Origin of the sequence: Variovorax sp. EBFNA2 (genome assembly GCF_033802765.1) — a bacterium.
GTDB lineage: Bacteria > Pseudomonadota > Gammaproteobacteria > Burkholderiales > Burkholderiaceae_C > Variovorax > Variovorax paradoxus_H.
The window spans coordinates 1,626,807-1,640,274 of sequence record NZ_CP138496.1 but is presented as its reverse complement, the minus strand read 5'-3'; the positions used below and the strand labels follow the sequence as shown (position 1 = coordinate 1,640,274).

At 68.7% G+C, this 13,468-nt stretch carries 12 protein-coding genes; 1 reads left to right on the top strand and 11 read right to left on the bottom strand.

Going from position 1 to position 13,468, the window contains the following annotated elements; all coding sequences use genetic code 11:
- Positions 1-17 precede the first annotated feature (17 nt).
- Complete coding sequence (locus RZE79_RS07515; protein WP_319359645.1) at positions 18-881, top strand: isocitrate lyase/PEP mutase family protein; 864 nt, start codon at positions 18-20, stop codon at positions 879-881.
- A gap of 6 nt (positions 882-887) precedes the next feature.
- On the opposite strand, the gene RZE79_RS07510 is transcribed toward RZE79_RS07515, so the two are convergent.
- From RZE79_RS07510 to RZE79_RS07460, 11 genes are all read right to left on the bottom strand, one after another.
- On the bottom strand, positions 888-1,622 hold the full coding sequence (locus RZE79_RS07510) for an RNA polymerase sigma factor FliA (RefSeq protein WP_099791951.1): 735 nt from the start codon (positions 1,620-1,622) through the stop codon (positions 888-890).
- A 25-nt stretch (positions 1,623-1,647) separates the two neighbouring features.
- Positions 1,648-2,451: a flagellar biosynthesis protein FlhG gene (locus RZE79_RS07505; protein ID WP_319359644.1), complete on the bottom strand. Its 804-nt coding sequence runs from the start codon at positions 2,449-2,451 to the stop codon at positions 1,648-1,650.
- A gap of 5 nt (positions 2,452-2,456) precedes the next feature.
- Positions 2,457-4,808, bottom strand: coding sequence for a flagellar biosynthesis protein FlhF (gene flhF, locus RZE79_RS07500; RefSeq protein WP_319359643.1), 2,352 nt, complete (start codon positions 4,806-4,808; stop codon positions 2,457-2,459).
- Positions 4,805-6,916 carry a flagellar biosynthesis protein FlhA gene (gene flhA / locus RZE79_RS07495; protein WP_319359642.1) on the bottom strand — a complete coding sequence of 704 codons (2,112 nt, stop codon included), beginning with the start codon at positions 6,914-6,916 and terminating at the stop codon, positions 4,805-4,807. Before flhA ends, flhF begins: the two co-directional genes overlap by 4 nt.
- A complete protein-coding gene (gene flhB, locus RZE79_RS07490; protein WP_319359641.1) occupies positions 6,913-8,055 on the bottom strand; it encodes a flagellar biosynthesis protein FlhB in 1,143 nt (380 codons plus the stop codon). The genes flhA and flhB overlap by 4 nt, the downstream gene beginning before the upstream one ends.
- Before the next feature lie 123 nt (positions 8,056-8,178).
- Entirely contained in the window at positions 8,179-8,811 is a 633-nt protein-coding gene (gene cheZ / locus RZE79_RS07485; RefSeq protein ID WP_319359640.1) for a protein phosphatase CheZ, read from the bottom strand.
- Between the two features lie 313 nt (positions 8,812-9,124).
- A complete protein-coding gene (gene cheY / locus RZE79_RS07480; protein WP_180288722.1) occupies positions 9,125-9,520 on the bottom strand; it encodes a chemotaxis response regulator CheY in 396 nt (131 codons plus the stop codon).
- Between the two features lie 39 nt (positions 9,521-9,559).
- On the bottom strand, positions 9,560-10,588 hold the full coding sequence (locus RZE79_RS07475; RefSeq protein WP_319361121.1) for a chemotaxis response regulator protein-glutamate methylesterase: 1,029 nt from the start codon (positions 10,586-10,588) through the stop codon (positions 9,560-9,562).
- A gap of 65 nt (positions 10,589-10,653) precedes the next feature.
- Entirely contained in the window at positions 10,654-11,247 is a 594-nt protein-coding gene (gene cheD / locus RZE79_RS07470) for a chemoreceptor glutamine deamidase CheD (RefSeq protein WP_319359639.1), read from the bottom strand.
- A complete protein-coding gene (locus RZE79_RS07465; protein ID WP_319359638.1) occupies positions 11,244-12,071 on the bottom strand; it encodes a CheR family methyltransferase in 828 nt (275 codons plus the stop codon). The genes cheD and RZE79_RS07465 overlap by 4 nt, the downstream gene beginning before the upstream one ends.
- Before the next feature lie 91 nt (positions 12,072-12,162).
- The gene (locus RZE79_RS07460; protein ID WP_319359637.1) at positions 12,163-13,449 is read right to left on the bottom strand and encodes an HDOD domain-containing protein; all 1,287 of its coding nucleotides are present in this window, start codon (positions 13,447-13,449) and stop codon (positions 12,163-12,165) included.
- Positions 13,450-13,468 lie beyond the last annotated feature (19 nt).

Below are 13,468 nucleotides of genomic sequence, written 5' to 3'. Positions count from 1 at the left end.
ATTCACAGGAAATTCCGATGTCGACTCGCAAGACCCTCCGTTCCCTGGCCGAGGCCCGCCGCGGCGTGCTGGTGCCGGGCGCCTTCAACGCGCTGTCGGCGCGCGTCATCGAAGACCTGGGCTTCGAAGCCATTTACGTCACCGGCGCGGGCGTCACCAACATGTGGTTCGGCCTGCCCGACCAGGGCTTCATGGGCCTGCACGAGATCGCCGACCACACGGCGCGCATCCGCGACGCCGTGAACCTGCCGCTGATCGTCGATGCCGACACCGGCTTCGGCAATGCGCTGAACGTGCGCCACACGGTGCGCGTGCTGGAGCGCGCAGGCGCCGACTGCATCCAGTTCGAAGACCAGGTCGCGCCCAAGCGCTGCGGCCATTTCTCGGGCAAGGAGGTGATCTCCACCGAGGAAGCCGTCAACAAGATCAAAGCCGCTGTCGATGCCCGCACCGACCCCGACCTGCTCATCATGGCGCGCACCGACGCGGCGGCGACGCTGGGTTTCGAGGCTGCGATCGAGCGCGCACAGAAGTTCAGCGAGGCCGGTGCGGACATCCTGTTCGTCGAGGCCGTCACCACGGCCGACGAGATTCGCGCGCTGCCGCAGCGCCTGCACAAGCCGCAACTCATGAACATGGTGATCGGCGGCAAGACACCGATCTTCGGCGCCGAGGAACTCGGTGGCCTCGGCTACGGCATCGTGCTGTACGCCAACGCCGCGCTGCAGGGCGCGCTGGCCGGCATGCAGAAGGCGCTCACGGTGCTGCGCGACACACGGCGCATGGACGAAGACCCGTCGCTGGTCGCTCCCTTCGCCGAGCGGCAGCGGCTGGTGCGCAAGCCCGAGCTCGATGCGCTCGACGCGCGCTACGCCAATTGACTTTTTCTACAGCGCGTCTTTGAGCTTCGCACGCAGCCGGCTCACCGCCTGCCCGTGCAGCTGGCAGACGCGCGACTGGCTCACCTCGAGGACCGCGCCGATCTCGCGCAGGTTCAGCTCTTCCTCGTAGTAGAGCTTGAGCAGCAGCTGGTCACGCTCGGGCAGCTCGCCAATCGCGTCCACCAGCTGGTGGCGAAAGCCGCTTTCGAGCAGGCGCGCCAGCGGGTCGTCGAACTGGCCGCGGCCCTTGCGCGCATCTTGCGCGTGCAGGTCGAGAAAGGGGTTGTCGGGGTCGCCCTTGGCGAAGTCTTCCACGTACAGCAGCTGGCTTCCCTGGATGTCCTGCAGCATCGACTGGTAGGTGTCCAGGTCGACCTTCAGCTCCTTCGCGATCTCGCCTTCGGTGGGCGCGCGGCCCAGCCGGTGGCCCAGTGCCTGGATCGCTTTCTCGATGCCGCGCGCCGACTGGCGCAGCCCGCGCGAACCCCAGTCGCTGGCGCGCAGCTCGTCGAGCATGGCGCCGCGGATGCGCTGGCTGACGAAGGTCTCGAACTGCGCGCCGCGGTGGTCCTGATAGCGGCTCGATGCATCGAGCAGGCCGAGCATGCCGGCCTGGATCAGGTCGTCCAGCTCCACGCTGGCCGGCAGCCGCGCCATCATCTGCAGCGCGATGCGGCGCACCAGCGGCTGGTGCTGTTCCAGCAGATGCGATTTCTCGATGGTGCCCTGCGCGGTGTACACGGCCGTCCGTCCTCGTCGTCGTGTCTCAGGCGGCGAGCGCCTGCGGGAACACGGCCGGGCGCGCGGGCGTGCGCCACGGCCAGCGGCCCATGTCGTCGGCGATGGCGCGGAAATCGACCGCCGCCGCGCTGGCCGGAAAGGCCTCGACCCCGGTCTGGCGCAACCGCGCCGCATCAGCCAGCCAAGGGTCGGTGCGCACCCAGCCCACGGGCAGCAGCGACAGCGCGAGGTAGCGACTGGCCGCCTGCGCGAGGTTGTGCATGACCTGCTGCGCGGTCGCCACGTCGGTCACACCGTTGAGCAGGAAGCGCAATTGCTTCAGCGCATGCGCGCGATGCAGGCGCTTGATGCCCGCGTAGGCCGAGGTGATGGCTGCCGGGTGGGGTTGCAGCACGAGCAGCAGTTCGTCGGCGCCTTCCGCCAGCGGCGACAGACGGCCCTCGTCATCGAAGGCCGCATCGACGAGCACGATGCCGCGTGGCCACAGCGTGCGCGGGTCAACCGTCGCGCCGGGGGACGCGGGCAGCACCTGCACGCCGCACACCGCGCTGGCGGCGGCCTGATCGACGCGCAACCGCCGACTCGTCACATCGGCCAGCGTTCCGCGCGGACCGAGCGCCCACACATCGCAAATTGAACGCAGCTTCGGGTGATGCTCGTCGAGCAGCAGCACGTCCTTGCCCTGCTGCGCCAGCGCTGCGCCCAGGCTCATCGCAGCCGTGGTCGCGCCCGCGCCGGGGCCCATGCCCGCCACGGCAACGACGCGCACCGGCGCCTGCCCGAGCAGCCGCCGCAGCCCGTCGGCCTGATCCGTGACGCGTCCACTCATGACGTTCAGCCCTGGCGTTCCAGCGTGCGGGGTGCTTGCGCAGGCGCAGCCGATTCCGTGCCCAGCGCATCGAGCAGCAGGAACAGCTTGCCCACGCCCGCGTACAACGCGCCGCCCGTCATGGCCCGGCCAGCGCGCGTGGCGCGGCCCGTGAGCTGGCCCAGCAGCAGGCGTGTGCGATCGGCCCATTCGCCCTCGGCCTGCAGCAGCCGCCACACGGTGGTCGTGACCTGTCCGGCGACGAGCAGGCGCTTCATCATGTGCGGATCGCCAGGCTCGCCCATGCCGCCCACGAGCTGCACGCCATCGCGCAGCAGGCGGAAGCACGGCTCGGCGTCAGCGGCCCAGCCCTGCCATTGGGCGAGCTGCGGTGCGCTCACTTCGTCGCCCAGGTTGGTGAGCACGCAGGTCTGCGACAGCGGTTTGCGGCTGCGCGCATCGACCACGCGGACGGCCACGCAGCGCAGCGCGGGCATGGCGTCGCGGTCGATGGCGCCGCGCGGCAGCACCTCGACTTGCGCTTCGCATTGCAGTGCACCCTTGCCGCGAAAACGCACAGCCCGTTCAGTCGCGTCATCGAATGCAAAGGCCAGGCGCGCGAGCGTGGTCGCGGTGCCGGTGCGCACGTCGGTCACGGCTGTGCTGCCCGGCGCGCGCGCCAGCCACTGCGTGCCTTCGGCCTGCCACGCCAGCATCTGTTCGACGGCCGGCGGCTTGCCCAGCACATGCACCAATCGCTTGCCGAAATCCTGCTGCCCCAGCCACTGCGCCTGACGCAATCCCGGTGCGGCCGACTGGCGCGCCGCGGCGGTCGAAAGCCACTGGTTCGGCGCGGCCAGCGGCAGGCCGCCTCGGTCCGACAGCAGCAGGCTGCCGTGGCACACGTAGGCATCGCCACTGTCCGTCGCGCGCAGGCCCACCTGCCCGGCCAGCGCGAGCACATGGGTGTCGCAACCCGCAGCCACCTCGCCGCGCGCGAACGCCGACAGGTCGTGCAGCACGGCCTTGGCATCGATCGCCTCGTCACCCGCCTGGCGCCACAGCGTGCGCGCACCGTCGAAGCCGATGTGCGCACCGGCCAGCGCGCCAGCCGTCGTCGCCAGTTCCTGCGCGTCATGCGCCATCGCACGGATCAGGCTCTGGTAGCGCAAGCGCAGGCGATCGGTCTCACCCTGTGCCTGCACCGAAGGCACAACGTCCTCCGCCAGATCAGCTTCCGCCGGCACGAACAACGGGCTGTGCTGGCGCGGCTGGAACACGCTGTCCACCAGCTGCACGCGGTCGGCGCGCAGCAGGTTCTCGGGCACCTTCTGGCCACCCGAGATGTAGTGCACCGGCAGGCGGTGGCGGATCACGGTGTCGATCAGCGCGCCCGGGTGCGTGGCCTCGTCGACCTTGGTGAAGATGCAACCCGCCAGCGCATGGCCCTGGCGGTAGGCGTGCACCACCTCGTTGAGCGTGTCGCCGTGGCTGGTGGCGTTGAGCAGCAACAGCCGCTTCACCGGCCGCTGGCTGCTGCCGAGCATGGCGATCTGCTCGGGCACGGCGCGGTCGCGCTGGCTCATGCCGACGGTGTCGATGAGCACCATGTGGCGGTCGCGCAGGTCGTGCAGCACCAGCTGCAGGTCGGCCGCGTCCTTCACGGCGTGCACCGGCACGTTGAGGATCTGGCCGTAGATGCGCAGCTGCTCGTAGGCGCCGATGCGGTAGCTGTCGGTGGTGACGAGCGCGAGCTTGTCGGCGCCGAAGCGCATCACGCAGCGCGCGGCCAGCTTGGCGGTGGTGGTGGTCTTGCCGACGCCGGTCGGGCCCATCAATGCATAGACGCCGCCCTGCGCGAACAGCGCGTCTTCGTCTTCATGCACCGGCACCGCGCGCACGAGTTCGGAGCGCACGAAAGCCATGCCGTCGGCGTAGCTCTGGCCCGTGGGCAGCTTCTCGAGCATGGCCTTCGACAGGCGTGCGCTGAAGCCGGCACCGAGCAGCGTGCGCAGCAGGCGTCCGCGCACGGGGTCGCGGCGCTGGCTGTCGCTCCAGACCACGCTGGCGAGCTGCTCTTCGATCATGCCGCGCATCGAATGGAGTTCGCTGAGCACGGTGGGGTCGGCGGATGCGGTCGCGACAGGCGCAACTGCGGGCACGGCGGGCACTGCGGCCTGCACCGTCTCCTGCACATCGCCCTCGGCCATGGCGACGATCTCGACGCCCTGCGCGGTGGCGCGGTGCGTGAGCACGATGGCCTCGGCGCCGAGGGATTCGCGCACCAGGCGCAGGGCCTCGCGGCCGGTGGCCGCGACGAATTTGCGTGCGGTGGTGCGCACGTCGCGCACATCGCGCACGTCGGTCTGTGGATTCAAACGGCTCGTCCTCCAATGGCGGCGGTGATCTTGATGGTCCGGGCGTCAGGAATCTCGGCGTGCGAGAGCACCTTCAGCTGCGGCAGGCTGCGCCGCAAAAAGCGCGACAGCAGCACGCGCAGCGCGTGCTGCACGACCAGCACCGGCGCCAGCCCCATCTGCTCCTGCCGCACGATGGCGGCCTGTGCCTGCTTGAGCAGGTTGTCGGCAATGCCCGGCTCGATGCCGCTGCTGTTGTTCAGGGCCTGCTGCAGCACGCTGTCGAGCGAGCCGTCCAGGCCGATCACCTGCATCTCCTCGTCGCCCGGGAACAGCTGCTGCGTGATGGCGCGGCCCAGCGCCAGGCGCGTGAGCGTGGTGAGCTCGGTCGGGTCTTTCACCGTCGGCGCGTGCTCGGCCATCACATCGAGGATGGTGCGCATGTCGCGGATCGGCACCTCTTCGTCGAGCAGGTTCTGCAGCACCTTGTGCAGCGTGCTCAGCGACAGCACCTTGGGCACCAGGTCTTCCGTGAGCTTGGGCGCGGTCTTGGCGATCTGGTCGAGCAGCTGCTGCACTTCCTGGCGGCCCAGCAGCTCGGCCGCGTGGGTGTGGATCAGGTGGTTCAGGTGCGTGGCCATCACGGTGCAGGCATCGACCACGGTGTAGCCGTACACCTGCGCCTGTTGCCTCAGGCTGCCGTCGATCCAGGTGGCCTCCAGGCCGAAGGCCGGGTCGCGCGTGGGCGTGCCGGTCAGCGTGCCCGTCACCTGCCCGGGGTTGATCGCCATCCACTGGTTGGGGAAGGCTTCGCCGCGGCCGATCTCCACGTCCTTCAGGCTGATGACGTAGGCGTTGGGCTTGATCTCCAGGTTGTCGCGGATGTGGACCACCGGCACCAGGAAGCCCAGCTCCTGCGCGATCTTCTTGCGGATGCTCTTGATGCGGCCCAGCAGCTCTCCCTGCTGCGACTGATCCACCAGCGGGATCAGCCGGTAGCCGACCTGCATGCCCAGCGGATCGACCATGGCCACGTCGTCCCACGTGGCTTCGGCCTGCTCGGCCGCGGCCGGCACGCCTGCCGCACCTTGCGCGGCTGCAGCAGCAGCTGCCTGCTTGGCGGCCTCCTGCGGCTTGCGCTGCACCAGCCGCCGCCCGAGCCACACCAGGCCGCCCGCGATCAGCAGGAAGGCCAGGTTCGGCATGCCCGGGATCATGCCCAGCAGGCCGACGATGCCGGCCGTGAGGAACAGCACCTGCGGGTTGGAAAAGAGCTGGCCCGTGAGCTGGCTGCCCACGTCCTCGTCGGTGGTCACGCGCGAGACGATCACGCCGGCCGCGGTGGAGATCACCAGCGCCGGAATCTGCGCCACCAGGCCGTCGCCGATGGCCAGCAGCGTGTAGGTCTTGCCGGCCGTCGAAAAGTCGAGCCCGTGCTGAACCATGCCGACCACCAGGCCGCCGATGATGTTGATGACCATGATGAGCAGGCCCGCGATCGCGTCGCCGCGCACGAACTTGCTGGCGCCGTCCATCGAGCCGTAGAAGTCGGCCTCTTGCGCGACTTCGGCGCGGCGCTTGCGGGCGATCTCTTCGCCGATCAGGCCGGCGTTGAGGTCGGCGTCGATCGCCATCTGCTTGCCCGGCATGGCGTCGAGCATGAAGCGCGCGCCCACCTCGGCAATGCGGCCCGCGCCCTTGGTGATCACCATGAAGTTGATGAGCACGAGGATGATGAACACCATCACGCCCACCGCGAAGTTGCCGCCCACGAGAAAGTGGCCGAAGGCCTCGATCACCTTGCCGGCCGCGTCGGGCCCGGTGTGGCCGTGCATCAGCACCACGCGCGTGGAGGCCACGTTGAGCGACAGGCGCAGCAATGTCGAGAACAGCAGCACCGCAGGAAAGGCCGCGAAGTCCAGCGCCTTCATGGTGTACATGCTCACCAGCAGCACCATCACCGACAGCGCGATGTTGAAGGTGAACAGCAGGTCGAGCAGGAAGGGCGGCAACGGCAGCACCATCATGCTCAGGATGAGAATGATGAGGATCGGGCCCGCCAGCCCCTTCACGTGCGAGCCGGAGAACATCCGCGCCGGCAGGCGCATCAAATCGGTCAGCGCGTTCATGCAGTGGCCGGCGAATACTGAAGATCGGCCGGCACGGGCAAATCGGTCGGCGTGCGCGGCGCCTCACCGCCTTCGCTGTTCCAGCGCTTGAGCTGGTACACCCACGCCAGCACTTCGGCCACGGCCGTGTACAGGCCTGTCGGAATTTCTTCGCCCAGCTTCGTGTGCCGGTAGAGCGCGCGCGTGAGCGGCGGCGCTTCAAGGATCGCGACCTTGTGTTCCTTCGCCAGTTCGCGGATGCGCGCGGCCACCAGCTCGGTGCCCTTGGCGACCACGCGCGGCGCGCGCATGTCGCTGTCCAGGTACTGCAGCGCCACGGCGAAGTGCATCGGGTTGGTGAGCACGATGTCGGCCTTGGGCACCTCGGCCATCATGCGGCGGCGTGCCATCTGCTGTTGTTGCCGGCGGATCTGCGCCTTGATGTGCGGATCGCCTTCGCTTTCCTTGTGCTCCTGGCGCACGTCTTCGCGCGACATGCGCAACTTGCGGTAGTAGTTCCAGAGCTGAAACGGCACGTCGACGAGCGCGACGAGAAAGAGCGTGGCGGCGATCAGCGCGCAGTGCTTGGCAACCAGCACCAGCGCGTGCGGCAGCGCCTCGTGCGCGGGCTGCGACATGAGCGCCATCACGGCTTCGATGTCGTCCACGATGACCCACCACGCCACGCCGCCGATCAGCGCCGACTTGGCCAGCGCCTTCACGAGTTCGGCCAGCGCCTGCGCCGAGAACATGCGGCCGATGCCGGCCAGGGGATTGAGTTTTCCGAAGTTGGGCGCGACGGCCTTCCCTGAGAACATCCAGCCGCCGAGCATCAGTGGCGCGGCCACGGCGGCCACGACCATCATGGCGAACAGCGGCCCGATGGCGACCAGCGCCTGCAACACCATGCGCCCGCTCTGCGAGAGCATGTGCGCGGGATCGAAGGCGCTGGCGCGGTCGAACTGCAGGCCATGGCGCAGCGCGCCGTTCAGGCTCGCGCCGAGCGATTCCGCCGCGAACCACAGGCCGGCGCTCGCGGTGGCGAGCATGACGAAGGTGGTGAGTTCGCGCGAACGGGCCACGTTGCCTTCCTCGCGCGCCTTCTCCAGGCGCCGCTCGGAGGCGGGTTCCGTTTTCTCGAGATCGCTTTCCTCAGCCATTCATGCTCCGAACCAGCACTGGCGACGTACGCCTTGCCCAGACCCAAATTATTGAATCCGGTGGTTCGGAACAATCGCCCGATCAGGGCCGGTATCGCCCTGCAATTCGGCCAATCAAGCGACTCAGAACCCGAGGCTCTCGAGCAGGTCGTCGACCTGCGACTGGTCGGTCACGGCATCGGGGTTGCCGGCCTTCACCTGCGGTCCGTTCTGCAGGCTCTGCACCGCCTCGTGGCGCTTCTCGGGCGGCGAGTTGTCGATGAGCACCTGCAGCAGCTGCGTCTCGACGTCGTTCACGACTTCCATCATCTTCTTGATGACCTGGCCCGTGAGGTCCTGGAAGTCCTGCGCCATCAGGATCTCCATGAGCTGCGTGTTGATGGCGCTCGCGCGCTGCGGCACGTCGCTCAGGTAGCCGCGCGTGTCGAGCACGAGCTCGCGCGCGTGGTCGAGTTCGATCGGGTTCTCGAACCACTGGTCCCAGCGCTGTGTCAGCGCCTTGGCATCGGTCGCCAATGCTTCCTGCAGCGGCTGCGCGACGTCGATGGCGTTGAGCGCGCGATGGGCGGCGCGCTCGGTGGTGGCCGCCACGTAGTTGAGGCGGTCGCGCGCATCGGGGATGGCCTGCGCGGCCTTGGCCACCTGCTTGTCCAGGCCCAGCTCGCGCAGGCCTTCGCGCAGCTGGCGCGTGAGGTGGCCGATGCGGCCTAGCAGTTCTTCGGTCGTGTTGGCGGGTTCCGGGGCGTTGTCGTTCATGTCAGTGATTCCTTGTGCTGCAGGGTCTGGTCTTTTCGGGGGGTGTGCACAGGCCACCGGGTACTTCCCTCCGCGAATGTCCCCCGCTTCGCTCCTCCTTGATTTCGCTGCGGGAAGCACCCAGTGTCCTGCGCACACTGAGCGCTGTCGTTGTGCTGGCCGATCAACGACCGCACTGAACACGCTCACGTCGATGGGGTGCCTTGCGCAGCGAAATTAAGGGGGAGGCCGCAGGCCGGAGGACATTCGCGGAGCAAGGTGCCCCGTCGGCGGGAGCGTCGCCCTGAACCAGAGCGCGCACACCCAAGCCACATCAAGCCGCCTCTTTGGCCAGCTTCTCGAAGATCTTCGTGATCTTCTCTTCCAGCGTCGCCGCGGTGAATGGCTTCACCACGTAGCCGTTGGCGCCGGCTTGCGCAGCCGCGACGATGTTTTCCTTCTTCGCCTCGGCCGTGACCATCAGCACCGGCAGCTTCTTCAGCTCGGGGTCGGCGCGAATCGTCTGCAGCATGGTCAGGCCGTCCATGTTCGGCATGTTCCAGTCAGAGACCACGAAGCCGAAGTTGCCGCCGCGCAGCTTCTCCAGCCCGGCCACGCCGTCTTCGGCCTCGTCGACGTTGAGGAACTCCAGCTCCTTCAGCAGGTTGCGCACGATGCGGCGCATGGTCGGGAAGTCATCCACAACCAGAATCTTGATGCTCTTATCGATCACGATGTTTCCAACTCCACAGGTCGTTATTCAAATTCGTCACACCCGGTTCGCGCGTTCACCGAACGTGCGAAGGTGCGCCATCACGCGGCGGCTGATTTCGTTCAGGGGCGACACCTCGTCCACTGCGCCCAGCGCCACCGCCTCGCGCGGCATGCCGAAGACCACGCAGCTGGCCTCGTCCTGCGCCAGCGTGTGCGCGCCCGCGCGCCGCATGCGCAGCAGGCCCTCGGCGCCGTCCTTGCCCATGCCGGTGAGGATGATTCCGATGGCGTTCTTGCCCGCGTGCTTCGCGGCCGAATCGAACAGCACGTCGATCGACGGCCGATGACGATTCACGGGCGGCTCCTGGTCCAGGTGCGCCACGTAGTTGGCGCCGCTGCGCGCCAGCGACAGGTGAAAGCCGCCCGGCGCAATGTAGGCATGGCCCGGCAGCACGCGCTCGCCCTGCTCCGCCTCCTTCACGCGGATGCGGCACAGGCCGTCCAGCCGCTGCGCGAAGGAGCGCGTGAAGCCGGCCGGCATGTGCTGCGCGATGAGCACCGCGGGCGCGTCGGGCGGCAGCGGCTGCAGCACCTCGCGGATGGCCTCGGTGCCGCCGGTGGAGGCGCCGATGATGAGCAGCTTCTCGGTGCTCAGCAGCGGGCTGCGCAGCAGCGCCTCGGGCGCAACCTCTTGGGTGGTGCGCGCCGCGGTGGCTGCGGGCCGGGCCGGCAGCAGCCGCGCGCTGGCCGCCGTGCGGATCTTGCCGGCGATGAGTTCGGTGTAGTTCAGCAGGCCGTCGCGCACGCCCAGGCGCGGCTTGGTCACGAAGTCGATGGCGCCCAGCTCCAGCGCGCGCAGCGCGATCTCCGAGCCGCGCTCGGTGAGCGACGACACCATGACCACCGGCATCGGCCGCAGGCGCATGAGCTTCTCGAGAAACTCCAGGCCGTCCATGCGCGGCATTTCGACGTCGAGCGTGAGCACGTCGGGGTTCGTGACCTTGATGAGGTCGCGCGCCACCAGCGGGTCGGCCGCGGTACCGACCACGGTCATGTCGGGCTGGCTGTTGATGATCTCGCTCATCACGCTGCGGATCAGCGCCGAATCGTCGACGCAGAGCACCTTGATCTTTTTTTGGCTCGTCAGGCTCACCGGCTTCCTTTGGTTCTGTCGTTCTCGTGCGGCGCGCCGGGCACCGACAGCCGGCGCAGCAGTTCGCCTTCGTCGTGGTGCACCCGCAGCACCTCGGTCTGCGCGCGCAGGCGGCGCACCACGGCCTTGCCGCTTTCGGGCATGAAGCACACGCGGCGCGCGTGCGGGCCGCGCAGGTCTTGTGCCGCCACTTCGATGCGTTCCGCCTGCAGGTAGCGCAGCACGAAGTCGGCATTGCGGTCGCCGATGTGGAGCGTCGTCATGCCGGCCAGCACGGCGCCGCCGCCGAACACCTTGGCCTGCAGCCGCTCGCGCCGCGCGCCCGCGCGCACCAGTTCGCGCACCAGCACGTCCATGGCGTAGGCGCCGTAGCGCATCGAGCCCGCACCGGGTTCGCCGTCGTCGGGCAGCATGAAGTGGTTCATGCCGGCCACGCCCGCCTGCGCGTCGTGCAGGCAGGCGGCCACGCAGGAGCCGAGCACGGTGCTCAGCACGGTGTGGTCGGTGGTCACGTAGTACTCGGAGGGCAGCAGCTTGACGGCCATGCGCCCGACATCGCGGTCGAAGTAGTGATGGCTCGCCAGGCTCATGCGAGGCCCGGCGTGCGCGACAGCTCGTACACCGTCTGCCCCAGCGGCCGGAAGGCCGGGTTGACGAGCGACGCGTTCTCGGAGTGCCCCGCAAACAGCAGGCCGCCCGGCTTGAGCAGCGGCGCGAAGCGGTCGAGCACCTTCTTCTGCGTCGGCTTGTCGAAGTAGATCATCACGTTGCGGCAGAAGATCGCGTCCACCGGCTCCTTCACCGCCCAGGTGTTGTCCAGCAGGTTGACGCGCGAGAACTTCACCAGCGCGGCGACCTCGGGACGCACGCGCACCTTGCCGGCGTTGGTGCCGGTGCCCTTGTTGAAGAAGCGCCGCAGCCGTTCGGGCGACAGGCGCCGCACCTGCTCGGTGGTGAAGACGCCGGTCGCGGCCTTGGCCAGCACGGCCGTGTCGATGTCGCTGGCGATGACGCGGGCCGAGCCCGCACGGTCGCCGAGGGCTTCCATCAGCGTGATGGCGATGGAGTACGGCTCTTCGCCCGTCGAGGCGGCGGCGCACCACACGGTGATCGGTCCGGGCATCTTGCGCACGTGCGCGCCGAGCGTGGGAAAGTGATGCGCCTCGCGAAAGAACGAGGTGAGGTTGGTGGTGAGCGCGTTGATGAACAGCTGCCACTCCTCCCCGTCGTGGCGCGCCTCGAGCTCGTCCAGGTACGACGCGAACGCGGGCACCTGCAGCTCGCGCAGGCGCCGCGACAGCCGGCTGTACACCATCTGCCGCTTCTGCTCGCCCAGGGCGATGCCGGCGCGGCGATGGATGAGGGTCCGGATTCGGGAGAAGTCGTGGTCGGTAAAAAGGAACTCGGTCGTCACAGCCAGCCTGGAAGCGTGACTTTCAATGGTCACAGAGGCCACCGTTTTCAATCGGCCGATCAGACGCGCAAATGCCCTGCATTTCCGTAGCTCAGGCAGGCGGCGCGGTCACGGCCGGGCCGGCGTCGAGCGCCCACACCAGCGCCGACAGCTGCGCGGCATTGACCTGCGCGGCACTCAGGAAGAGCGCCTCCGACAGCCGCGCCGCACGGCCGTCGTCGGTCTCGCAGCTTTCGGCCAGGGCCACGAAGGGGCCATAGACGCCGCTGCGCGAAAGAATCGCCTGCTGCACCGCTTCGGTGAGCTGCACCTTGCGCAGCACGCCTTCCATCGGCACACCCAGCAGCTGGTCGAGCAGCGAGAACATGCCGGCGACGAACAGGTTGTCGGCTTCGCTCGGCGGCAGCATGCCCTGCCCCATCAGCTCGACGAAGCGCCCGCGCAAAATCGCCTTCTTCATCATGAAGGGCGAGCTGACCTTGTTGCTGGTGGCCAGCAGCAGCGACAGCCAGCGGTACAGCGGCGAGTAGCCGAGCATGGCGACCGCATGGCGCAGCGAGTGGATCTCGACCGCGAGGCCCACCGAGGGCGAGTTGATGTAGCGCAGCAGCCGGTAGGTGAGCGCCGCGTCGTGCTTGAGCGCACCCTCGATGGCGCGCACGTCTTCGTTGCGCAGGATCATCTGCATCAGGTGCACGATGAGCTGCGACTCGGGCTGCAGCGCATCGGCGCTGTCGCGCGCGGGCGGCAGGCGCACGGCGCCGTCGACGAACACCTGCACGCCGCGTGCGGCGCAGGCCTCGAACTCGGACCAGTTCGCCACACGCGCGGCGATGGGCGCCGGGCCTGCGGGCGACACGGCCGCCAGGTCGGCGGGCGCCACCTCCACATGCGTGACGATGGCGCGCAGTTCGTCGTCGTCCGGCAGCGCAGCGCCGCCGCACAGCATGAAGCCGAAGCCCTGCTCGCGCAGGAACAGCAGGATGGAGCGCATCTCGGGGTCCGTCAGCTCGTCGGCCTTCATGCAGAGCACGACGTTGCGCGGCGGCAGCGACTGCAGCTCGCTCTGGAACAGCGCATCGACCGTGACATCGACGAACACCCGCTGTTCGCCCAGCAGCCAGCCGTGGCCGCCCGGGTTCAGGTGCAGGCCCAGCGTGTCCATGAGCGCCTTGACGCCGGCTGCTGCGCCGGCATCGGTGCCTTGCCCGGCCGCGCGCCAGGCCATGCGGTAGCCGACCACGCGGCGCTTGCCGTCGAGCAGCATGGCGTAGGCGACATGGCCGTCGGCGCCGACCGCGGGTGCGATGGGTGGCATTGCCTCGGCGGGCACGCCGTTGCCGTCGGCGCCCGGGCGCCGGAAGAAATCGAACCTCATGCGGCCGTCCGTCGAATGA

Excerpts from the sequence above, each read along its gene's own strand:
- RZE79_RS07515 (WP_319359645.1), top strand. The coding sequence starts at position 18 with ATGTCGACTCGCAAGACCCTCCGTTCCCTGGCCGAGGCCCGCCGCGGC.
- RZE79_RS07505 (WP_319359644.1), bottom strand. The coding sequence starts at position 2,451 with ATGAGTGGACGCGTCACGGATCAGGCCGACGGGCTGCGGCGGCTGCTC.
- flhA (WP_319359642.1), bottom strand. The coding sequence starts at position 6,916 with ATGAACGCGCTGACCGATTTGATGCGCCTGCCGGCGCGGATGTTCTCC.
- flhB (WP_319359641.1), bottom strand. The coding sequence starts at position 8,055 with ATGGCTGAGGAAAGCGATCTCGAGAAAACGGAACCCGCCTCCGAGCGG.
- cheZ (WP_319359640.1), bottom strand. The coding sequence starts at position 8,811 with ATGAACGACAACGCCCCGGAACCCGCCAACACGACCGAAGAACTGCTA.
- RZE79_RS07475 (WP_319361121.1), bottom strand. The coding sequence starts at position 10,588 with ATGAGCGAGATCATCAACAGCCAGCCCGACATGACCGTGGTCGGTACC.
- cheD (WP_319359639.1), bottom strand. The coding sequence starts at position 11,247 with ATGAGCCTGGCGAGCCATCACTACTTCGACCGCGATGTCGGGCGCATG.
- RZE79_RS07460 (WP_319359637.1), bottom strand. The coding sequence starts at position 13,449 with ATGAGGTTCGATTTCTTCCGGCGCCCGGGCGCCGACGGCAACGGCGTG.